This window comes from Amycolatopsis camponoti (assembly GCF_902497555.1).
Classification (GTDB): Bacteria; Actinomycetota; Actinomycetes; order Mycobacteriales; family Pseudonocardiaceae; genus Amycolatopsis; species Amycolatopsis camponoti.
The window spans coordinates 2138100-2159707 of record NZ_CABVGP010000002.1 but is presented as its reverse complement, the minus strand read 5'-3'; the positions used below and the strand labels follow the sequence as shown (position 1 = coordinate 2159707).

The following is a 21608-nucleotide window of genomic DNA, read 5'->3' as shown; positions in this document are numbered from 1 at the left end:
TACCGGGAAGTGGCCCCCGCCACCTTGGGATGCTGGGCGGATGACGGACACCCCGGCGCGGCTGCTCGGCCTGCTCTCGCTGCTCCAGACACCGCGGGAGTGGCCGGGTAGCGAACTGGCCGGCCGGCTCGGCGTCAGCCCGCGCACGATCCGCCGCGACGTCGAGCGGCTGCGCGAGCTCGGCTACCCGGTGGAGGCCAGCCGCGGCGTCGCGGGTGGCTACCGGCTGGTCGCCGGCACCGCGATGCCACCCCTCGTGCTCGACGACGACGAAGCCGTCGCGATCGCGGTGGTGCTGCGGACCGCCGCGGGGCAGACCGTCGCCGGGATCGAGGAGGCGTCCGTGCGGGCGCTGGCCAAGCTGGAGCAGGTCCTGCCGGCACGGCTGCGCCGCCGCGTGGGCACGATCGGCGCGGCGACGGTCGCCGTGCCGGCCGTGGGGCCCGCCGTCGACCCGGCGCAGCTGACGGTGTTCGCCGGCGCGATCACCAACCGCGAGACGGTCCGCTTCCGCTACCGCGCGAACGACGGGGCCGAGACGCGGCGCCGGGCCGAACCGCTCCGGCTGGTCGCCACCGGACGCCGCTGGTACCTGGTGGCCTACGACCTCGACCGCGCGGACTGGCGCATCTTCCGCGCCGACCGGGTCCGCGACGCCCAGGCGACCGGCGGCCGCGTCGCACCACGGAAGCCGCCCGCGACGGACCTGGCCGCCTACGTCGTCGAACGGCTCTACGACCTGGTGCCGACGTACGCCGCGGTCGCCGTCCTGGCGGAACCGGCGGCGCAGGTCGCGCCCCGGCTCGGTGCCGCGGCCGGCGAGCTGACCGACCTCGGCGACGGCCGCTGCCGGTGGCGGAGCCACGGGGACACCTTGGACTGGCTGGCGTTCCGGTTGCTGGGGCTCGGGTGCGCGTTCACCGTCGAGGAGCCACCCGAGCTGGTCGCCCATCTCGGGGTGCTCGCCGACCGGGCCGCCGCGGCGGCGGGTTCCGGCGCGCGGGGTTGATCGCCGGTACGGCACTGCTCCTCTTTCCTCGGGTACCGGACCGGCGACTCCCCCGGCCACGGTCACGACCGCACGTTCGGGCCACCCGACAAGGTCGAAACCCATCAGCACTCCTCCGCTCGCAAGGAAAGGACGACGGCGGCGGTGGGCCCGTCCACTGTGGACCGGCCCACCGCGGCCGCTCAGCTCGGCTCCGCTCCGTCCAGGTCCGTGCGCCTGCTCGGCGGCACCGGGAGGTAGCAGCCCGGGTTCTCCGGGTCGCAGCCCACGCGGGGCAGCCGGGCGCGGATGCCGCCGGGGGTGCGCTCGAAGTACGACGCGATCTCCGCGACGCTCTCGCCCGCGATCCACCGGTTCTCCAGCTCCGCGTCCAGCTCCTCGTTCCACGGGCGGCCCTGCTGGGCAGGACGGCCCGCGGATCTTCGCCGCGGCCCCCGGCCCGCGCCGGTCGCCGACAGCAGGCCGTCCGCGACGAGGTCGGCCACCGTGGCCGCCACCGCGACGTCCAGGTCGAGGCTGCCCTCGGCGACCGGTTCGCCGCCGGGACCGCCGGCTTCCAGGGTGATCATCACCCGGGGAGTCGGTTCGGCGCGGTCGTCGTCCGTCCTGGTGGCGACCGCGATCTGGTAGGTGATTTCCTGTGCCCGGACCTCGGTCCGGCGCTCTTCGATGATCGACATGCCACGAAGCTAGCGCGTACCCCCGACAATTTTCGGCCACGCGCTGCTCACGGGCGACTTCGCTCCGAAACTGTCGGACCCCTCGCCTAACGTCTCCCCCGACCACACCACGTGACGGGGAGGCGACGATGAGGCACCAGGGGAAGAGCGCGAAGAGACAGCGCCGGAAAAGACACTGCCCCGGTCCGGGCGAACCGGACCGGGGCAGCGGACTGCGTCGATTTCGCTCAGAAGTGCAGCAGCTGGGCCAACGTGCTCTGCTTTTCCTGGGCGGCCTTCGCGGAGCTGTCCGACTTCTGCGCCGAGGCGCCGTCGGGCACCGGCGCCGGCACCGGGTCGCACTGGACGTCCGAGTGGTTGCCGGGCTGGCGCTTCGGCAGCTTGCCGGTGGCCAGGTAGTCGGCGATCTTGTCGTCCACACAGGACACCCCGGACAGCGAACCGGCGTGCGTCGTGCCGCCCGGCGCGCTGATCAGGCTCGAGTTCGGGTACCGCTTCCGGACCTCGAGGCTGCCGGCGTACGGCGTCGCCGCGTCCAGCTCCTCGCTGATCAGCAGCGCCCCGGCGACCTTGCGGCCGTCGATGTCCACCGGCTTGCCCGCCTTGGCCGGCCAGTACACGCACGGCGCGTTGAACCAGGCGTTGCCCCAGGTCTCGAACGGGGCCTTGAAGTAGGTCAGCCAGTTGTCGGCGCGCCACTTGTTCCAGTTCGTCGGCCACTGGACGTCGGTGCACTGCACGCCCAGGTACACGGCGAAGCCGTTGTCGGCGCCCGGCGGGTTCGAGTCGTCGTAGAGGTCCTTCAGCGTCTGCCAGTCACCCTTGTGGACGTACCCGTCGAAGGCCTTCGCCATGTCGACCCAGCCGAAGACGTAGTAGCCGGCCTGCAGGAAGATGTCGGTCCACTCGTCGCCGCCGATGACGCCGCCCGCCGGGTTCCTGGTGAGCTTGCGCTGTGTGTCGTACCAGAGCTTCTCGACGGCGGAGCCGGACTTGCCGAGGTGGTAGACGCTGTCGTAGGACGCCAGCCAGGCGAAGTACGTCTTGATGTTCTTGTCGAACGCGACGTCCTGGTCGAGGTTGGCCTGGTACCAGACCTTCCGCGGGTCGACGTTGCCGTCCAGGACCATCCGGCGGACGTTCTTCGGGTACATCGTGCTGTACACCTGGCCGAGGTAGGTGCCGTAGGAGAAGCCGTAGTAGTTGATCTGCTTCTCGCCCAGCGCCTTGCGCAGGCTGTCCATGTCCTGCGCGACGTCGGTCGTCTTGAGGTGGTCGAGGATCGCGCCGTTCTTCTTGCACGCCTCGGCGTAACCCCGGGAACGGTCGAGCCAGGTCTTCTCCAGCTTCGGAGTGGTCGGCACGTAGGCCGGCCGGTTGTAGCTGAAGTAGTTCCCGTCGCAGCTGACCGACGGCTTGCTGGACCCGACACCGCGGGGGTCGAAGCCGATCCAGTCGTAGTTGTCCCCCGCGTGGTTCGGCACGTACTTGCCGAGCACCGAGAGCCCGAGCCCGGAGCCGCCGGGACCGCCGGGGTTCACGAGCATGATCCCTTGCGACTGCGGCGTCTTGTGCTTGATCCGCGACACCGCGACGGAGACCTTCGCCCCACCCGGCTTCGCGTAGTCCATCGGCACGTCGAGGAAGCCGCATTCGGCGCCCGCGGCCTTCAGGTTCGCCGACGCACAGGGCCCCCAGGCGATCGGCGCGGGACTGAACTGCACCCCGGGGTCCGCCGAAGCGGCGGGCGCGGCGGCCATCAGCCCGGCCGCGAGCCCCGCGGCGGCGACAGCGGCAACGATTCTCTTCACAGTCGTCCTTTTCATCCGCATTGGACAGAGTTCGCCGGATTCCGGCGAAACTACCGGCAACCTTCGCCAATCTCGTCGACCGACGCGACTTCCGCCATCCGTCTTTCGTCGGGACCTGCGCCGGTCTTCACGCACCGGAACTGTCGGTGCCCGGCAGTACGCTCCGGACCGCCGGAGGGCGATGGGAGGACGCGTGAGCGTGGAGGAACAGCTGGTCAAGGCGATCCGCACCGGGCTGGCCGAGCTGGCCGACCCGGTGAAGGCGCCGGCGATGCAGGCGTACATGAAGTCGGCCATGCCGTTCCGCGGGGTGGCTTCACCCGAGCGAAACGTGCTTCTCAAGCGGGTACTGGCCGACCACATACTGCCCGATCGGGTGACATATACGGCGACCGTGCTGGAGTTGTGGCGGGCAGCGGAATTCCGCGAGGAGCGGTACGCGGCCATCGCGCTTTCCGGGCACCGGGCGTACCGGCGGTGGCAGGACCCGGAGCTGCTGCCGATGTACGAGGAGATGATCGTCAGCGGCGCGTGGTGGGACCACGTGGACGAGCTCGCCATCCGCCGGATCGGGCCGATCCTGCGCGCCGACCGGGCGAAGGTCACCCCGACCATGCTGAGCTGGTCGGCCGACCGCGACCTCTGGCGCCGCCGCACGGCGATCATCTGCCAGATCGGCGCCAAGGAGGAAACGGACACCGACCTGCTCACCCGCACGATCGAGCCGGCGATCGCCGAGCCGGAGTTCTTCCTGCGCAAGGGAATCGGGTGGGCGTTGCGCGACTACGCGAAGACGGCACCGGACTGGGTGCGGTCCTTCGTGGACGATCACCCCGGACTGTCGGGGCTGTCCCGGCGGGAGGCGCTCAAGCACATCGGCTGAGGTCCGGCCGCGACGGACATACCCGGACGGACGGCACGCGTACCCCGGCGGACGACACGCGTACCTGGAGGGACGACACGCGTACCCGGGCGGTCGGTTTGCGTACCCGGGCGGTGGGTCGCGTGCCGGAACAGCCAACTCGCGCCCCCGGGAAGCCGGGTCGCGTACCCGGGCGGCCGGGTCGCGTACCGGAACAGCCGACTCGCGTACCCGGACAGCCGAGACACGTACCCAGGCGGCCGGGTCGCGTACCTGGGCGGACGACACGCGTATCTGGGGAGTCGTGGCGCGTGTCGGGACCCTTCGCTGGCCGGAAGGCCGACGTGGGGCGGGCGGGTGAGTTGGGCGGAAACGGCGGGAGGGGCCGGTTTCCCGGCCCCTCCCGCGGTGGAACTTCCTCGTGCGCGCCGGTCAGGCGCGCAGTGTTGCCTCGAAGCGCTCGGCTGCCGCTGCCACTGCCGCGTCGCGGGCCTTGATGGCCTCGTCGACCGTCAGGGTGCGGTCCGCCGCGCGGAAGCGCAGCTTGTACGCCAGCGAACGCTTGCCCTCGCCCACCTGCTCGCCCGCGTACACGTCGAACAGGGTGATGTCCTCCAGCAGCTCGCCCGCACCTTCGCGCAGGACCGCCGCCAGGTCCGCCGACGGCACCTCCGCCGCCACGACCAGTGCCACGTCCAGCAGCACCGGCGGGTACCCCGACACGCTCGGCGCCGGGCGGGAGTCCGGGAGCGGGATCGCGTCCAGGTCCAGCTCCATCGCCACCGTCCGCGGTGGCAGGCCGAGGGCCTCGACCACCTTCGGGTGCAGCTCGCCCGCGTGGCCGACCGGCCAGTCGCCGACCTGGAGCCGGGCGCAGCGGCCCGGGTGCCACGGCGGGAGGTCCGCCGCCTGGACCGTCAGCTCGATGCCGGCGGCCTTCGCGACCGTCCGGGCGGCCTGCACCGCGTCGGCCCAGTTCGCCGGCTCGCCGGCACCCCACCAGCCCGCTCGGTGGCGCTGGCCGGCGAGCACCACGGCCACGTGCAGCGGCTGCGGCGGCACGGCCGCTTCGAGCAGCGCGAGCTCCTCGTCCGACGGCCGGCCGTCGACGCCGAGGTCCGGGACCTTCAGCGGGTTCGGCGCGGGCAGCACGACCTGGCCGATGTGGTAGAGCGAGACGTCCTTCATGCCCCGGGACACGTTGCGCTGCAGCGTGTCCAGCAGACCCGGCAACAGCGTCGTCGCCAGCCGGTTGCGGTCGGCCTCCAGCGGGTTGCGGACCACGACCGCGTTGCGGCGGACGTCGTCCGCCGGCAGGCCGAAGGCGTCCCACACCGCGTCGCTGATGAACGGGAACGGGCGCACCTCGACGTACCCGGCCTCGGCCAGCGCCCGGGACACACTCCGGACGCGCCGCTGGGCGTCGGTCAGACCTCGGCCGGCCGGAGCGGCGGGCAGCGTCGACGGGATGCTGTCGTAGCCCTCCAGCCGCAGCACCTCTTCGACGAGGTCGGCCGGCTGGCGCAGGTCGCCGCGCCAGCTCGGCGGGATCGCCGTGACCAGGCCGGTGCCGTCGTCGCCCGTGCTGACCGAGACCTTGCAGCCGATCTGGGACAGCCGCCGGACGGTCACGCCGCGCTGGTAGCTCACGCCCGCGACCTTGTCGGGCAGGTTGATCGGCATCATCACGGGCGGGTTCGGCTCGACCGAGCCCTCGTCGGTGCGGCCGGGCTGGATCGCCGCGTCGCCGTACTGGCGCAGCAGGCGCGCGGCCAGCTCGACGGCGGCCGCGCACAGCTGCGGGTCGGTGAACCGCTCGAACCGCTTCGCGGCCTCGGAGAACAGCTTGTGCCGGCGCGCGGTGCGGCTGATCGCGGCCGGGTTCCAATGCGCCGCCTCGAGCAGCACGTCGGTGCTCTCCGGCGTGATCTCGGTGCTCGCGCCGCCCATCGTGCCGGCGAGGGAGATGACGCCGGTGTCGTCGGCGATGATCACGTCGTCCGGGTCGAGCGTGCGCTCGACGTCGTCCAGCGTGGTCAGCTTCTCCCCCGGCTTCGCCCGGCGGACCACCAGGTCGCCCTGGATGGCCTTCGTCGCGAACGCGTGCAGCGGGTGCCCGAGCTCGAGCATCACGTAGTTGGTGACGTCGACGGCCAGGGAGATGGAGCGGATGCCGGCCAGCATCAGCCGCCGCCGCATCCACCACGGCGTCGGCGCGGTCGAGTCCAGGCCGGTGACGCGGCGCAGCACGAACCGCGGGCAGCCTTCCGGGTCTTCGACGTGGACCGGCCAGGCGTCGCCCTCGGCCGCCGGGACCTCCAGCAGCGCCGGGTCGCCGAAGGCCACGTCCAGCGCGTTCGACAGCTCGCGGGCGAGGCCGCGGATCGACAGCGCGTAGCCGCGGTCCGGCGTCGGGGTCAGCTCGATCACGGTGTCGTCGAGGCCGAGCAGCTCCGACGCGTCGTCACCCGGGCTCGCGGTGCCCGAGGGCAGCACGAGGATGCCGGTGTGGTCGTCGCCGAGGCCCAGCTCGCGGGCGGAGCAGATCATGCCGTCGCTGACCCGGCCGTACGTCTTGCGGGTCGCGATGGTGAAGTCGCCGGGCAGGACCGCGCCGGGCAGCGCGACGACGACCAGGTCGCCTTCGGCGAAGTTGCGGGCGCCGCAGACGATGCCGCGGGTCCGGATGCCGTGCGGGCCCTCGTCGAACTCGCCCGACTCGTCGTCCTCGTCCTCGTCTTCGTCGTCGGCCGGCTCTTCCGGCTCCTCGGCCTCTTCGCCGACGTCGACGCGGCAGAACCGGATCGGCTTCTTGAACTCGGTGAGCTCCTCGATCTCGGCCACCCGGCCGACGACCAGCGGGCCGGTCACCGGCCCGAGCTGCTTCAGGTCGTCGACCTCGATGCCGATCCGGACGAACGCGTCGGCCAGTTCCTGCGGCGTGACTTCCTCGCCGATGTCGAGGTGCTCGGTCAGCCAGCTGACGGGGACTCGCACTACGCCTCCGTTCCGAAGGGAAGGGTGAAGCGGACGTCGCCCTCCACCATGTCGCGCATGTCCGGGATCCCGTTGCGGAACTGCAGGGTGCGCTCGATGCCCATGCCGAAGGCGAAGCCCGAGTACACCTCGGGGTCGACGCCGCAGGCGCGCAGCACGTTCGGGTTGACCATGCCGCAGCCGCCCCACTCGACCCAGCCGGCGCCGCCCTTCTTCTCCTCGAACCAGACGTCCACCTCGGCGGACGGCTCGGTGAACGGGAAGAAGTGCGGACGCAGCCGCGTCTTCGAGCTCTCGCCGAACATCGCGCGGGCGAAGGCGTCCAGCGTGCCCTTGAGGTGCGCCATGGTGATGCCCTTGTCCACCGCGAGACCCTCGACCTGCGTGAACACCGGGGTGTGCGTCGAGTCGAGCTCGTCGGTGCGGTACGTGCGGCCCGGGCAGACGACGTACACCGGCAGGTCGCGGTGCAGCAGGGTGCGGGCCTGCACCGGCGAGGTGTGCGTGCGCAGCACCAGGCCGGAGTCCTCCTCGCCGACGTAGAACGTGTCCTGCAGCTGCCGGGCGGGGTGGTCCTTGCCGAAGTTCAGCGCGTCGAAGTTGAACCACTCGGCTTCGAGCTCCGGGCCCTCGGCGACCTCGTAGCCCATCGCCACGAACGCGTCGGCGACGCGCTCGGAGATGGTGCTGATCGGGTGCCGGGCACCGCGCGGGACGCGGTCCCACGGGAGCGTGACGTCGACGGCCTCCTCGCGCAGCACACGCTCGTCGCGCTCCACCTGGAGCTCGGCGCGGCGCTTGTCGAAGGCCGCCTGGACGGCCTGGCGGGCCTCGTTGACGCGCTTGCCCGCCTCGGCCTTCTCCGACTTGGGCAGGGCGCCGATCGCACGGCGGGCCAGGCCCACCGGGGACTGGTCGCCGAGGTGAGCCGGCTTGACCTCGGCCAGCGCTTCGAGCCCGGTCGCGGCGGCGAACGCGGCTTCGGCGGCCTTGACCGCTTCCTGCAGCGTCTCGGGGGCGAGCACCGCGCCCTGGGCTTCCTTCTCCGTGGCTCCGGACATAACTCCTCGGCGTCCGCTGGGACTGGTCGTGCGCGCACCGCCGGACACGCGGCGCGCGAGAGGTCAAAGGTGGGAAAAGTCTATGGGATCGGGTCCGCGCGCCCCCGGTCGCCCCGGGGCGCGCGGATGCGCGGTCAGCGCTCGCGGAACGCGTCGGCGAAGTCGACCGACGCAAATTCGCCGGGCACCACGCCGTCGGCGGCGTAGCGGTACAGCGCCGTCTGGTAGATACCGGACAAAGTCGTGGTGAAGACGGCGACGAGCAGGGTCCAGACGATCGCCAGCCCGACCGCGACGAACACGGTGGCCGTGCCGCCGAGCAGGAAGCCGGCGCCGAGGAACACGACGTACCCGGCCAGGGTGAGCAGGAAGCCGACCAGGCCGATGCCCGCGGTGCCCGCGACGTTCTCGCCCCAGGTGCGCCGGAACAGCTCGACCGAGCGCTTGACGCCGCCGCGGACGCCGGCGCCTTCGAGGACGACGACCGGCAGCACGAGGAACGTCGTGAGCCGCCAGGCCAGGCCGACCAGGCCGCTGACGATGCTGCCGAGGAAGCCGAGCCGCTCCTCGATCGTGCGCAGCACCAGGCTGACCGTCGCGGTGAGACCGGCCCAGCCGAGCAGCGCCGGCCAGCGCCGGGCCGCCGCGGCCAGGCCCGTGCCGACGCCCGGGACGCCGCCGTCGCCGCGCAGCGCGAGGTCGGCCTGGGAGATCAGGGCGGCGTTGAAGAAGATCGTGGTGAACGCCGAGACGAGGTAGAACGCCGCCAGCAGCACGTACGTGCCGACGCTGGGCCGGAAGTGCTCGCCCGCGAGGTCGACGGTGAAGAACGCCGGGGTGAGGAACGCCGCGGCGACCAGCAGCCCGGCGGTGCCGGCGAGCACCGGGAACCACGCCAGGCCCTTGTGGGCGCGCAGCACCTTCAGCGAAGCGGAGAACAACGCGAACGAACGAGCGAGCCTGCCCATGATTTCCCCCAGGTGACCACAATGGATACCGGGGCAGCCTAGCGGCCGGTCAGCGGCGTGCCGCCATCGCGCTCGTGTACACGCAGACGGCCGCCGCGGTGGCCAGGTTGAGGCTCTCGGCCTTGCCGTACAGCGGGATCCGGACGGCGAGGTCGGCGCGCTCGAGAACGTCGGCGGGCAGCCCGTGGGCCTCGTTGCCGAAGACCCACGCGGTCGGCTCGGTGAGATCCACCCGATCGAGTTCGGCGTCGGCATAACCGTGCGCGGCGAACGTGCGCAGACCCGCCGCCGAGCAGGCCGCCAGGGCGGCCGGGACGTCACGGACGCGCGCGATGGGGAGGTGGAACAGGCTGCCGGCGGCCGCGCGGACGCACTTGCCGTTGTGCGGGTCGACGGTGTCGCCCGCCAGGACCACGGCGTCGGCGCCCGCCGCGTCGGCGACGCGGATGACCGTGCCCGCGTTGCCGGGGTCGGCGACGTCGACCAGCACCACGACGAGCCGGGCGGCCGGCGTCACGGCCTCGTCGAGCGGCCGGGCGAGCAGCCCGCAGACGGCCACGATGCCTTGGGGTGTCACGGTTTCCGACAGCCCGTCGGCGGCGCGGTCGGTGATCGGCGAGACCGGGACGCCGGCCGCGCGGGCCGCATCGACCAGGTTCGCGTGCTGCTCCGCCGCGCGGGCGGTGACGAACAGTTCGTGCACCGTGCCGCCGGCCAGTGCGGCTTCGACGGCGTTGGCGCCTTCGGCCAGGAAACGGCCGGTCTTGTCGCGTTCCGCGCGCCGCGTCAGCTTGCGCGCAGCAACGACCCGGGGGGTCCGCTCGGTGAACGGATCCGCCCCGGGTCGGGGAAAGCTGCCGGTCAGGCCGACTTCGCTTCGGTGTTCACGTTGGCCTTGGCGAGCTCGGCCAGCGCGGCGAAAGCGGCGGCGTCGTTGACGGCGAGGTCCGCGAGGATCTTGCGGTCGACCTCGACACCCGCGGCCTTGATGCCCTGGATGAACCGGTTGTAGGTCACGCCGTTCGCGCGGGCGGCCGCGTTGATGCGGGTGATCCACAGCTGGCGGAAGTCACCCTTGCGGGCACGGCGGTCCCGGTAGGCGTAGTTGAGCGAGTGAAGCGTCTGCTCCTTGGCCTTGCGGTACAACCGCGAACGCTGGCCGCGGTAGCCGCTGGCCAGTTCGAGAGTTGCGCGACGCTTCTTCTGGGCGTTGACCGCCCGCTTGACGCGTGCCACGGGTCCATCCTGTCGATCTCGGGGGGCGAGGGGAAACGCCCCGGGTGGTTACAGCAAGTTTCGGGGGATCAGATGCCGAGCAGGCGCTTGACGCGGCCGGCCTCGGTCTTCGCCAGCTCGGTGGTGCCCTCGAGACGGCGGGTGAGGCGGTTCGACTTCTTCTCCATCAGGTGGCGGCGGCCGGCCTTCTGGCGGCGCAGCTTGCCCGTGCCCGTGACGCGGATCCGCTTGGACGTCCCGCTGTGGGTCTTCATCTTCGGCATTTCAGTCCTCTTCCGTGCGGCGGCTCACCGGAAAACTCCGGTGAGCCGCTGACTGTGCTGGTCGGCGCCTACGCCTCGGGGACCGGCTCGGGAGCCGTCTCTGCCTTGGCCTTCGGCTTCACGTTCTTGTGCGGGGCCAGCACCATGATCATGTTGCGACCGTCCTGCTTGGCCGACGACTCGACGAAGCCCAGCTCCGTGACGTCTTCGGCCAGCTTCTGCAGCAGCCGGTAGCCGAGCTCCGGCCGGGACTGCTCGCGACCGCGGAACATGATCGTGACCTTGACCTTGTTGCCCGCCGCCAGGAACCGCGACACGTGACCCTTCTTGGTCTCGTAGTCGTGCTGGTCGATCTTGGGACGCAGCTTCTGTTCCTTGATGACGGTCAGCTGCTGGTTGCGACGCGACTCGCGGGCCTTCTGCGCGCTCTCGTACTTGAACTTGCCGAAGTCCATGAGCTTGCACACCGGCGGGCGGGCCTGCGGCGCGACCTCGACGAGGTCGAGATCGTTCTCCTGCGCCAGGCGCAGCGCATCCTCGATCCGGACGATGCCGACCTGTTCACCGGCCGGTCCGACGAGACGGACCTCCGGCACCCGGATGCGGTCGTTGATGCGTGTCTCGGAGCTGATGGGGCCTCCTTGGTCCGAGGAATATTTCCTGTTCTTCGACCTGGTGCCCACATAGCGAAGGCCCCGACACCGTTCGGTGCGCGGGGCCCACTCTGTTTCCGATCGCACCCGGCCGCCAAGCCGGGCACTTCACCCTGGACTTGGCGTCCGGGCGAGACCGGACCCGGACACCTGTACGGTGACGCGGGTGGGAGCGGGGCTCCACTTGCCGCCCCCGATCGCTCGGGGGCTGGTCGCTCGTGGAAGGGTACCAGACGTGTCAGATCAACCCTCCGAACAGCCCCCCTATTCCCCCGACGACCGCCACCTGGAGGACATCCCCAGTGTGGAGGTGATCAGCCGCGCGGCCGTCATGCTGCTGTTGGCCGGGGCCGAGCGGCTCGGCCTCGCCGACCCGGACCCGGAGACCTCCCCGCACCGCGACCTCGACGAGGCGCGCCGGCTCATCACCGCACTGGCCGGGCTCGTGACCGCGTCCGCGGAGTACCTGGGCCTGCACGCCGGGCCACTGCGCGACGGTCTGCAGTCGCTCCAGAAGGCCTTCCGCGAGGCTTCGGCCGTGCCGGACGAGCCCGGCAAGGGCCCCGGCGAGAAGTACACCGGTCCCGTTTACTGACGTCCCGCTCGCCCGGCTCCTTGCCGGACGAGCTTCCCGCCATCTAACATGTTAGATGTGAGTCTCTCAAAGGTCACCCGCCCGCTCCTGCGGGACGAGGCGTACGACCGCATCCGGCAGGCGATCGTCGACGGCACGCTGCCGCCCGGCACTCCCCTGCGGGACGGCGACCTGGCCGAGCAGCTCGGCCTCTCGAAAGCACCCGTCCGGGAAGCGCTCCGGCGGCTGGCCGACGACGGGCTCGTCGACTCCAAGCCGCAGAGCTACACGCGCGTCTCCGACGTCATGTCCCGCGACGTCATCGACGCCCGGCAGATCGTGCGCGTGCTGCACGAGTTCGCCGTGCGGGAGGCAGCCCGGAGGTGCCGGCCGGCCGACGTCGCCGCCATGCGCGCGGCCAACGACCGGTTCGCGAAAGCCATCGAAACCGGAGACGTCAAATCCGCCGTCGAAGCCGACGACGCACTGCACGACGTCCCGGTCCGGCTGGCCGGCAACGCCGCCGTCGCCGCGACTCTCGACCGCTACACGCCGCTGCTGCGCCGGCTGGAGCACGCCCGCTTCAGCTCCGCGCTGGCCTGGAACTCGGTCGAGCGCCACACGAAGCTCATCGACGCGCTCGAAGCGCACGACACCGAAACCGCCGTCTCGGTGATCTCGACCATCTGGACCGACCTGCTGGAGGACCGATGACCCTCGCCGACTTCCCGCGCTACCCGCTGCTGTTCGGGCCGTCGCCGGTGCACCCCCTCGAACGCCTCACCGAGCACCTCGGCGGCGCGAAGGTCTGGGCCAAGCGCGAGGACGTGAACTCGGGCCTCGCGTTCGGCGGCAACAAGACCCGCAAGCTCGAATACCTGGTCGCTGATGCCCTCAAAGAAGGCGCCGACACGCTCGTCTCCATCGGCGGCGTCCAGTCCAACCACACCCGCCAGGTCGCGGCCGCCGCCGCCCGCGCCGGACTGAAGGCCGTGCTGGTGCAGGAAAGCTGGGTCGACTGGCACGACCCGCTCTACGACAAGGTCGGCAACATCCAGCTCTCGCGGATCCTCGGCGCGGACGTCCGGCTCGTCGACGCCGGCTTCGGCATCGGGTTCAAGCAGGCGTGGGAGGACGCCGTCGCCGAGATCGAGGCCGGGGGCGGAAAGCCGTACGCCATCCCCGCCGGTGCGTCGGACCACCGGCTCGGCGGGCTCGGGTTCGCGAACTGGATCGTCGAACTCGAAGCCCAGGAAGAAGAGCTCGGCGTCTTCTTCGACACCGTGATCGTCTGCTCGGTCACCGGCAGCACCCAGGGCGGCATGGTGGCGGGCACGGCGCTCGGGCGGCCCAGGAGGATCCTCGGCATCGACGCCTCCGCGAAGCCCGAGGAAACCCGCGAGCAGGTCACGCGGATCGCGCGCGGCACCGCCGAGCTGATCGGCGCCGGGGAGATCGCGGACGTCGAGCTGGACGACCGCTACCACGCCGGGATCTACGGCATCCCCGACAAGGCATGCGTGGACGCCATCGAGACGTGCGCCCGGCTGGAGGGCATGATCACCGACCCCGTGTACGAGGGCAAGTCCATGGCGGGGCTGATCGACCTGGTCGGCCGCGGGGAAATCGGCGAGGACTCGAACGTCCTCTACGCCCACCTCGGCGGGCAGCCCGCGCTCAACGGCTACACGAGCGTCCTCGGCTGAGCGCCCCGGGGCCCGCGGGCCCCGGGGCAAGGCCTCAGTCCAGCACGCAGAGCACGTCGATCTCGACGAGGAGCTCGCCCGGGAGGCCGACGTACACCGTCGTGCGGGCGGCGTGCGGCGCGTCGCCGATCAGCTCGTTGTAGACCTCGTTGAACGGCGCGAAGTGCGCCGTGTCGGTCAGGTACACCCGCACCATGATCGCGTCGGCGAGGCTCGAGCCCGCCTCCGCCAGCACGGCTTCGATGTTCTTGAACGTCTGCCGGGTCTGGCCCACGACGTCGTCGCCGACGATCTCGTTCGTGGCCGGGTCGAACCCGACCTGGCCGGCGACCTGCAGCAGGTTCCCCTTGCGGACGGCCTGCGAGAACTTCGCCGGCGGCTTCGGCGCGTTCTCGGTGGAAACTGCCGTCTTGCTCATCAGTGCCCCTTTCCGTTCTCCGTCCATCCACTGTGGACGGAAGCTTCCGTGGTCGCGGCGCGCAGATCAGGGACCAGCGCGAGCAGGCCTTCGTAGTCGAGCAGCACCTTCGGCACCGACATCGACGCGGCGGCCAGCACCTCGCCGTCCGCCCCGCGGACGGGCGCCGCGATGCAGTGGATGAAGTCCTCGTGCTCGGCGTTGTCGACGGAGTACCCGAGACGGCCCACCCGCTCCAGCTCGGCGAGGTACGCCTCGGGCGTGGTGATCGTGTTCGGCGTCAGCGCCGGGTACTTCATGGACCGCGCGATCTCCTCGCGGCGCGCTTCCGGCATCGCCGCGACCAGCACCTTCCCCACCGCCGTGCAGTGCAGCGGCGCCCGCTTGCCGACGCGCGAGTACATCCGCACCGAGTGGCGGCCCTCGTACTTGTCGATGTAGACGACTTCGCCGTCGTCGTAGCTGGCCAGGTGCACGGTGTGCCCGGTGCGCGCGTTGAGCGCGGCCAGCGCCGGCTGCGCGCTGCGGCGGACGTCGATCGAGTCGAGGGCCTGGTTGGCCAGGTCGAACATCGCGCTGCCCAGCCGGTAGTACCGGGTGCCCTCGCGGCGGACGAAGTGGTGCTGTTCGAGGGTGCGCAGCAGGCGCAGCACCGTCGACTTGTGCACGCCGATCTCCTCGGCGAGGTGGTCGAGCGTGCGCGCGTCCTTCGCGATCGAGTTCAGCAGCGTCAACGCGCGATCCAGGCTCTGACTCACGTGCGCACCAGCCCTTCCCCGGTCAGCCGGGCCGAACGCCACTCGTCGGGGTCCGCCCGCAGCAGGCTATCCACGACCGCGCGCGGCAGGGGCACCCCGACGTCGTCGTGGGTGAGCAGCGTGACGGCGGCCTGCAGGTGCCCCTGCCGCAGCCGTTCCAGCGGCGAGGCGCCCCGCAGCGTCGCGGCCAGGAAACCCGCGGCGAACGCGTCCCCGGCACCGACCGGCTCGACGACGTCGACCTTCAGCGCCGGGGCGAACAGCGGCTCGCCCTCGACCAGCGTCGCGCCGCGTTCGCCGTGCTTGACGACGAGCGTGCGCGGCCCTGGCAGCAACGCGCGCAGCTCGGCCGGGGCGCCGGTCCCCCAGACGTGCTGGGCCTCGTCGTCGCCGGTCAGGACGATGTCGGCCTGCCCGGCCAGCTCCGCGAGCAGCCGCGGGTCGCGGCCGGCCCAGAGCGCGGGGCGCAGGTTGACGTCGAACGAGATCAGCCGGTCGCCGCGGGGCATGTCCAGCAGGGCGCGCACCAGCGCGAGGCAGCTCTCGGACAGGGCGGGCGTGATGCCGGACAGGTGCAGCACGCGGACGCCGTCGAGGTCCAGCCGGTCCAGCAGCGACGGGCCCATCCCGGACGCCGCGGAGCCGGCGCGGTAGTAGCGCACCGGGCTGCCGCCGGCGCCGCTTTCCTTGATGTAGAGCCCGGTCGGGCGCACCGGGTCGACGTAGCAGGCGCTGACGTCGACGCCCTTCGCGGCCACCTCCCGCAGCAGCGCCCGCCCGAAGGGGTCGTCACCGACCGCGCTCACCCAGCCGCTCGGCACGCCCAGGGCCGGGAGGTTGCAGGCGACGTTCGACTCGGCGCCGCCGATCGTCCGCGTCCACTGCTTGACCTCGTCCGGCGGGCCGGGTTCGGCGGGCACGAACAGCGCCATCGTCTCGCCGACACAGAGCACCTCGGGCCCGCTCGTCACTTTCCGTCTCCCCTGTCCGTCACCCCGTTGACCTGTGGCGACCCGGATGCTACACCTATGGCACTCAAAATGCGCAACAGTCGTTGCAACATACGCAACCGAGGTCGCCGCCGATGAACCCTTGCCTGATGAACCCCGCCGCGCTCGCCGCCCTTCGCGACGAGCGGATCGACTGGCGGTTCCGTTCGGCCGCCCCCGCCCTGACCGGGCTCACGCTCACCGAGGCCGCGGACGGGCGGCTGAACCTGTTCACCGACGGGTTCTTCGCGCCCTTCGTCGTCCTCGACGACGAAGCCCTCGAACACAACCTGCGGACGATGGCCGCCTGGTGCGCCGCCCGCGGCGTCGTGCTCGCCCCGCACGGCAAGACCACCATGGCCCCGCAACTGTTCGCCCGCCAGATCGAGCACGGCGCGTGGGGCATCACCTGCGCGAACGCCGGTCACCTCCGGGTCTACCGCGCGTTCGGCGTCTCCCGGATCCTGCTGGCCAACCAGTTCCTGGACCCGAGCGGTCTCCGCTGGCTGGCCGCCGAACTGGCCGCCGACCCGGACTTCGAGTTCGTCTGCTGGGTCGACTCGGTCCGCGGCGTCGAGCTGATGACCGAGGCGCTCGAAGGCACCGAGCGGCCGGTCGACGTCCTGCTCGAGCTGGGCGCCGACGGCGGCCGCACGGGAGTCCGCGACACCGCGACCGCGCTGGCCGTAGCCGAGGCGGTGCACGCCAGCCCGGCACTGCGGCTGCGCGGCACCGGCGGTTACGAAGGCGCGCTCTCGCACGACACCGACGAGGCCGCGCTCGCCAAGATCAGCTCCTATGTGGACGGTCTGCGCGACCTCGCCATCACGTTCGCGGACAAGGGGATGCTCGACGGGCAGATCATCGTCACCGCCGGCGGCAGCGCGTACTTCGACCAGGTCGCGAACGAGCTGACCAAGCCGTGGCCGGACGGTCTCGACGTGCTCCCGGTGCTGCGCAGCGGCGCGTACGTCACCCACGACGACGGCTTCTACCGCCAGATCTCCCCGCTCGGCGACCACCCGCGCATCGACGGCGTCGAGTCGTTCCGCCCGGCCCTGCGGGCCTGGGCGCAGGTGACGTCGAAGCCGTCGGACACCCTCGCGCTGCTGACCATCGGCAAGCGGGACGCGTCCTTCGACGAGGGCATGCCCGAGCCGCAGCTGCGCCGCACCCCGAACGGCCCCGCCGAACCCCTCGACGGGCACGTCGTCGCGAAGATGAACGACCAGCACGCGTTCCTCACGCTGCCCGCCGGGTCGCCGGTCGAGGTCGGCGACTGGATCGGGCTCGGCCTCTCGCACCCGTGCACGGTGTTCGACAAGTGGCCGCTGCTGCCGGTGACCGCGGCCGACGGCGAGACCGTCGTCGACCTCGTGCGGACGTGGTTCTGATGGACGTCGTCGTCAAGAACGCGCTGGTCGCCGACGGCACCGGCGACGCGCTGACCCGCCACGACGTCGGCATCACCGGCGACCGGATCGCGAGCGTCGCCGAAGCCGGCTCGCTGGACGGGCGCCGGAACATCGACGCCGGCGGGCTGGTGCTCGCGCCGGGGTTCATCGACATGCACTCGCACTCCGACCTGCAGCTGCTGGCCAACCCGGACCACCCGGCCAAGATCACCCAGGGCGTCACGACCGAGGTGCTCGGCCAGGACGGGCTGTCGTACGCGCCGGTCGACGACACCGTCCTGGCCGCGTTGCGGCAGCAGCTCGCCGGGTGGAACGACGACCCGGCCGGCTTCGACTGGAACTGGCGCTCGGTCGGCGAGTACCTCGACCGCCTCGATCGGGGTGTCGCCGTCAACGCCGCCTACCTGGTGCCGCAGGGCACGGTCCGGATGCTCGCCGTCGGCTTCGACGACCGCCCCGCCACCGACGCCGAGCTGAACCGGATGAAGGAGCTGGTCGCGACCGGACTCGCCGAGGGCGCCATGGGGATGTCGTCCGGGCTCACCTACACCCCGGGGATGTACGCGGAGACCGACGAACTGGTCGAGCTGTGCAAGGTCGTCGCGGAGGGCGGCGGCTTCTACAGCCCGCACCACCGCAGCTACGGGAAGGGCGCGCTGGAGGCCTTCGCCGAGATGATCGACGTCTCGCGCCGCTCCGGCTGCCCGCTGCACCTCGCGCACGCCACGATGAACTTCTCGGTGAACAAGGGAAAAGCGCCCGACCTGCTCAAGCTGCTGGACGACGCGCTCGACGACGGCTGTGACATCTCCCTCGACACCTACCCGTACCTGCCGGGCGCGACCTACCTCTCGGCGCTGTTGCCGAGCTGGGCCACCGAAGGCGGCCTCGAACCGACGCTCGCCCGCTTGTCCGATGTGGACGAACGCGAGCGGATCCGCGCCGCGATCGAGGAGTCCGGTTCGGACGGTGCGCACGGCGTCCCGATCGACTGGGACGCCATCGAGATCAACGGCGTCCGCAACGAGCACAACGCCCACCTCGTCGGGCACAGCGTCGCCGCGTCGGCGCGCACCGCCGGTACCGAACCGGCGAAGCTGTACTTCGACACGCTCCTCGACGAAAAGCTCGGCACGTCCTGCCTGATGCACGTCGGGCACGAGGAGAACGTCCAGGCGATCATGCGCCACCGCACGCACACCGGCGGCAGCGACGGGCTCCTCGTCGGCGCCCGGCCGCACCCGCGCGCGTGGGGCACCTTCCCCCGCTACCTGGCCCGGTACGTCCGCGAACTGGGCGTGCTGGACCTCGCCGACTGCGTCGCCCACCTCACCGGGCGGGCCGCGCGGCGGCTGCGGCTGACCGACCGCGGGCTCGTCCGCGCCGGGTACGCCGCCGACCTGGTGCTGTTCGACCCGGACGCGGTCGCCGACACCGCCACCTTCGACGACCCGCGGCAGCCCGCCGCGGGGATCACGCACGTGTTCGTCAACGGCGTCGCCGCGCTCGACGACGGCCGTCCCACCGGCGCCCTCGCCGGTACCTCCCTGCGCAACCCCCGGAGAGCCCGATGATCCACTGGCTGCAACACACCACGGGCGGGCTGCTGACGCTCGCCGCCGTCTCGATCGCCGTCCTGCTGCTGCTGATCGTCAAGCTCAAGATCGAGCCGTTCATCGCGCTGATCGTGGTCGGCCTGCTCACCGCGCTGGCCGCGGGCCTGCCGGTCGGGACGATCGTCGGGACCGCGCAGAAGTCGTCGGACTCCTTGCTGGAAAAGGGCTTCGGCAGCATCCTCGGGCACATCACGGCGATCATCGGGCTCGGCACGCTGCTCGGGTCGATCCTGGAACGCTCGGGGGGCGCGAAGGTGCTCACGGGCGCGCTGCTGCGCGGCTTCGGCGAGAAGCGGGCGCCGCTGGCCATGGGTGTCGCCGGGTTCATCTTCGGCATCCCGGTGTTCTTCGACATCGGCATCTTCGTGCTGGCGCCGCTGGTGTACGTCGCGGCGAAGCAGGGTAAGCGCTCGCTGGTGCTCTACGCGATGCCGCTGATCGCGGGCCTGTCGATCACGCACGCCTTCCTGCCGCCGCACCCCGGTCCGGTGGCCGCGGCCGGGCTGCTGCACGTGGAACTCGGCTGGATCATCCTGATGGGCCTGGCCTGTGGCATCCCCGCGTTCCTCGTCGGCGGCGTGCTGTACGCGACCTGGATCGGCAAGCGCATCGACGTCGGGGTGCCCGAAGAGATGATCGTCGCCGAAGAAGAAGGCGAAGAAGAGAAGGACGTGCCGTCGCTGGCGCTGGTCGGCTCGATCATCGCGGTGCCGCTCGTGCTGATCCTCGCCGGGACGTTCGGCAGCATCTGGCTGCCGAAGGGCTCCGCCCTCTCCGGTGTCGCCGCGTTCATCGGCACCCCCGCCGTCGCCCTCACCGTCGCCGTGCTGCTCGCGTCCTGGCTGCTCGGCCTGCGCCGCGGGTTCACCGGCAAGGACCTCAACGAGTTGGCCGCGAAGTCGTTGCGGCCGGTCGCGATGATCCTGCTCGTCGTCGGCGCGGGCGCGTTCTTCGGCGCGGTGCTCTCGGCCACCGGGATCGGCAAGGCCGTCGCCGACTCGCTGCACGACGCCGGCCTGCCGGTGCTGCTCGCGGCGTACGTCATCAGTTGCGGCATGCGCATCGCGCAGGGTTCGGCGACCGTCGCCATCGTGACCACGAGCGGGATCATCGCGCCGACCGTGGCGCAGCTCGGGTATTCCCAGGTGCAGCTGGCCTTGCTGGTCATGGCGATCTCCGCCGGGTCGATCATCGCGTCGCACGTCAACGATGGTGGTTTCTGGATCGTTTCGCGCTACTTCAACATGAGCGTGGTGCAGACGCTGAAGTCCTGGACGGCGCTGGAAACCGTGCTTTCCGTTTCCGGATTCGGGGTTTCGGCATTGCTCATGGCCGTGGTCTAGACCATACTGGAGGGAAGCCGCCGCCCGAACCGTTGGGAGACAATGACGATGACCGGACTTTCCCGTCGTACGTTCCTCGGCGCCGCCGCGGGGGCGAGTGCCGCGACCGTTCTCGGCGCGCAGCTCGCCTCCGCGGCCACCACCGCGAAGGGCTGCATCGCCGGAGGGACCGTGTACATCGGCAGCTACACCAGCGGGGCGGGCGGCCACGGCCTCGACGTCTCGAGCCGGTCGGGCGCCAAGCTGGGCCCGGTCCGCACGGTGCCGGGCATCACCGACACGTCGTGGTTCGACCGCGGCGCCGACGGCAAGACCCTCTACGTCACCAACGAAGGCGACCCGAACGGGTTCGTCTCGGCGTTGAACGTCGCCGACGCCGCGAACCCGAAGCTGCTCAACAAGGTTTCGTCCAAGGGCGGCGCGCCGACGCACCTGAGCGTGCATTCGAGCCAGAAGTACGTGCTGGCCGCGAACTACAGCTCGGGCAGCGTCGTCGTGCTGCCGATCCTGGCCGGCGGCAAGCTCGGCGCGGCCACCGACCTGGTGACGCACAAGGCCGACTCCGGGCAGGCGCACGCCCACCAGGTCGTCAACGACCCGACCGGGCGCTGGGTGCTGTCGGTCGACCTGGGCGCCGACTCCGTGTACGTCTACTCCCTCGATGTCGGCACGGGAAAGCTCGCGCTGCACCAGCAGCTGAAGCTCCCGGCCGGCGCCGGGCCGCGGCACCTCGCGTTCGACAAGACCGGGAAGTTCGCCTACATCCTGCAGGAGCTGCGCCCGGAGGTGACGGTCGCGAGCTGGGACGCGGCCGCCGGGACGCTGAAGGCGCTTTCCGTCGTCCCCGCCGTGCCGCCGGGCAGCACCGGCGACCTGTTCCCCGGCGAGATCACCCTGTCGAAGGACGGGAAGTTCGCCTACGCCACCGTCCGCGGCCCCAACACCCTGGCGACGTTCGCCGTCGCCGGTGACTCGCTGAAGCTGGTGTCCACTGTGTCCAGTGGCGGCAACTGGCCGCGGCACGTGGCCCTCGACCCCGGGGAGAACTGGTTCTACGTCTCGAACCAGCGCTCCGGCACCGTCACCTGGCTGCCGCGCGACCCGGCCACCGGCCTGCCCGGCGCGGTCGCCGGCAGCCTGGCCGTCCCCGACGTCAACTCCGTCTACTTCGCCTGAGTACCGGTCGTGAGTGCGTAACGGTGTTCTAACACCGTTACGCACTCACGACCCTGCCCACTGGAGGATCCCC

Annotated in this window: 21 protein-coding genes; 9 read left to right on the top strand and 12 right to left on the bottom strand. The window is 71.4% G+C overall.

The genetic code is table 11. The features are described 5' to 3' along the window. Positions 1-40 precede the first annotated feature (40 nt). Positions 41-1009 (top strand): helix-turn-helix transcriptional regulator, encoded by a 969-nt coding sequence (locus AA23TX_RS30480; protein ID WP_155546212.1) that lies wholly within the window; start codon positions 41-43, stop codon positions 1007-1009. 182 nt (positions 1010-1191) lie between these two features. On the opposite strand, the gene AA23TX_RS30475 is transcribed toward AA23TX_RS30480, so the two are convergent. Both AA23TX_RS30475 and AA23TX_RS30470 read right to left on the bottom strand, forming a co-directional pair. Beyond that, on the bottom strand, positions 1192-1689 hold the full coding sequence (locus tag AA23TX_RS30475) for a helix-turn-helix domain containing protein (protein ID WP_155546211.1): 498 nt from the start codon (positions 1687-1689) through the stop codon (positions 1192-1194). A 227-nt stretch (positions 1690-1916) separates the two neighbouring features. Next, positions 1917-3500 (bottom strand): alpha/beta hydrolase, encoded by a 1584-nt coding sequence (locus AA23TX_RS30470; RefSeq protein WP_155546210.1) that lies wholly within the window; start codon positions 3498-3500, stop codon positions 1917-1919. Between the two features lie 193 nt (positions 3501-3693). Between AA23TX_RS30470 and AA23TX_RS30465 the strand changes: the two genes are divergently transcribed. Next, positions 3694-4383 (top strand): DNA alkylation repair protein, encoded by a 690-nt coding sequence (locus AA23TX_RS30465; RefSeq protein ID WP_155546209.1) that lies wholly within the window; start codon positions 3694-3696, stop codon positions 4381-4383. A 411-nt stretch (positions 4384-4794) separates the two neighbouring features. Here the strand turns inward: AA23TX_RS30465 and pheT are convergent, their stop codons facing one another. The 7 genes from pheT to infC form a co-directional block, all read right to left on the bottom strand. Further along, positions 4795-7359, bottom strand: coding sequence for a phenylalanine--tRNA ligase subunit beta (gene pheT / locus AA23TX_RS30460; protein WP_155546208.1), 2565 nt, complete (start codon positions 7357-7359; stop codon positions 4795-4797). Beyond that, positions 7359-8420 carry a phenylalanine--tRNA ligase subunit alpha gene (pheS, locus tag AA23TX_RS30455; protein WP_155546207.1) on the bottom strand — a complete coding sequence of 354 codons (1062 nt, stop codon included), beginning with the start codon at positions 8418-8420 and terminating at the stop codon, positions 7359-7361. The genes pheT and pheS overlap by 1 nt, the downstream gene beginning before the upstream one ends. Positions 8421-8554: 134 nt before the next feature. Then, complete coding sequence (locus AA23TX_RS30450; protein ID WP_155546206.1) at positions 8555-9388, bottom strand: DUF6159 family protein; 834 nt, start codon at positions 9386-9388, stop codon at positions 8555-8557. A 49-nt stretch (positions 9389-9437) separates the two neighbouring features. Beyond that, positions 9438-10253, bottom strand: a complete 816-nt coding sequence (locus AA23TX_RS30445) for a TrmH family RNA methyltransferase (RefSeq protein WP_277875451.1) — start codon at positions 10251-10253, stop codon at positions 9438-9440. After that, entirely contained in the window at positions 10250-10624 is a 375-nt protein-coding gene (gene rplT / locus AA23TX_RS30440; protein WP_155546205.1) for a 50S ribosomal protein L20, read from the bottom strand. The genes AA23TX_RS30445 and rplT overlap by 4 nt, the downstream gene beginning before the upstream one ends. A 68-nt stretch (positions 10625-10692) precedes the next feature. Next, positions 10693-10887, bottom strand: coding sequence for a 50S ribosomal protein L35 (gene rpmI / locus AA23TX_RS30435; protein ID WP_086672342.1), 195 nt, complete (start codon positions 10885-10887; stop codon positions 10693-10695). 68 nt (positions 10888-10955) lie between these two features. After that, positions 10956-11570, bottom strand: coding sequence for a translation initiation factor IF-3 (gene infC, locus AA23TX_RS30430; RefSeq protein WP_155546204.1), 615 nt, complete (start codon positions 11568-11570; stop codon positions 10956-10958). A gap of 205 nt (positions 11571-11775) precedes the next feature. Here infC and AA23TX_RS30425 point away from each other — a divergent pair, with 205 nt between their 5' ends. From AA23TX_RS30425 to AA23TX_RS30415, 3 genes are all read left to right on the top strand, one after another. Further along, the gene (locus tag AA23TX_RS30425) at positions 11776-12135 is read left to right on the top strand and encodes a DUF1844 domain-containing protein (RefSeq protein WP_196425594.1); all 360 of its coding nucleotides are present in this window, start codon (positions 11776-11778) and stop codon (positions 12133-12135) included. A gap of 87 nt (positions 12136-12222) precedes the next feature. Next, positions 12223-12828, top strand: coding sequence for a GntR family transcriptional regulator (locus AA23TX_RS30420; RefSeq protein ID WP_155547410.1), 606 nt, complete (start codon positions 12223-12225; stop codon positions 12826-12828). Continuing rightward, positions 12825-13820 carry a 1-aminocyclopropane-1-carboxylate deaminase gene (locus AA23TX_RS30415; protein WP_155546203.1) on the top strand — a complete coding sequence of 332 codons (996 nt, stop codon included), beginning with the start codon at positions 12825-12827 and terminating at the stop codon, positions 13818-13820. The genes AA23TX_RS30420 and AA23TX_RS30415 overlap by 4 nt, the downstream gene beginning before the upstream one ends. A gap of 34 nt (positions 13821-13854) precedes the next feature. Here the strand turns inward: AA23TX_RS30415 and AA23TX_RS30410 are convergent, their stop codons facing one another. The 3 genes from AA23TX_RS30410 to AA23TX_RS30400 are packed head-to-tail and all read right to left on the bottom strand — an operon-like array spanning position 13855 to position 15967. After that, positions 13855-14238 carry a RidA family protein gene (locus AA23TX_RS30410; RefSeq protein ID WP_086672334.1) on the bottom strand — a complete coding sequence of 128 codons (384 nt, stop codon included), beginning with the start codon at positions 14236-14238 and terminating at the stop codon, positions 13855-13857. Next, positions 14238-14996 (bottom strand): IclR family transcriptional regulator, encoded by a 759-nt coding sequence (locus AA23TX_RS30405; protein WP_155546202.1) that lies wholly within the window; start codon positions 14994-14996, stop codon positions 14238-14240. Before AA23TX_RS30405 ends, AA23TX_RS30410 begins: the two co-directional genes overlap by 1 nt. Further along, complete coding sequence (locus AA23TX_RS30400) at positions 14993-15967, bottom strand: sugar kinase (RefSeq protein ID WP_155546201.1); 975 nt, start codon at positions 15965-15967, stop codon at positions 14993-14995. The genes AA23TX_RS30405 and AA23TX_RS30400 overlap by 4 nt, the downstream gene beginning before the upstream one ends. A gap of 113 nt (positions 15968-16080) precedes the next feature. Between AA23TX_RS30400 and AA23TX_RS30395 the strand changes: the two genes are divergently transcribed. The 4 genes from AA23TX_RS30395 to AA23TX_RS30380 are packed head-to-tail and all read left to right on the top strand — an operon-like array spanning position 16081 to position 21535. Then, on the top strand, positions 16081-17379 hold the full coding sequence (locus AA23TX_RS30395; protein ID WP_155546200.1) for an amino acid deaminase: 1299 nt from the start codon (positions 16081-16083) through the stop codon (positions 17377-17379). Continuing rightward, entirely contained in the window at positions 17379-18974 is a 1596-nt protein-coding gene (locus AA23TX_RS30390; RefSeq protein ID WP_155546199.1) for an N-acyl-D-amino-acid deacylase family protein, read from the top strand. Before AA23TX_RS30395 ends, AA23TX_RS30390 begins: the two co-directional genes overlap by 1 nt. Next, positions 18971-20359, top strand: coding sequence for a GntP family permease (locus tag AA23TX_RS30385; protein WP_155546198.1), 1389 nt, complete (start codon positions 18971-18973; stop codon positions 20357-20359). Before AA23TX_RS30390 ends, AA23TX_RS30385 begins: the two co-directional genes overlap by 4 nt. Before the next feature lie 42 nt (positions 20360-20401). Beyond that, entirely contained in the window at positions 20402-21535 is a 1134-nt protein-coding gene (locus AA23TX_RS30380) for a lactonase family protein (RefSeq protein WP_155546197.1), read from the top strand. Positions 21536-21608: the final 73 nt, after the last annotated feature.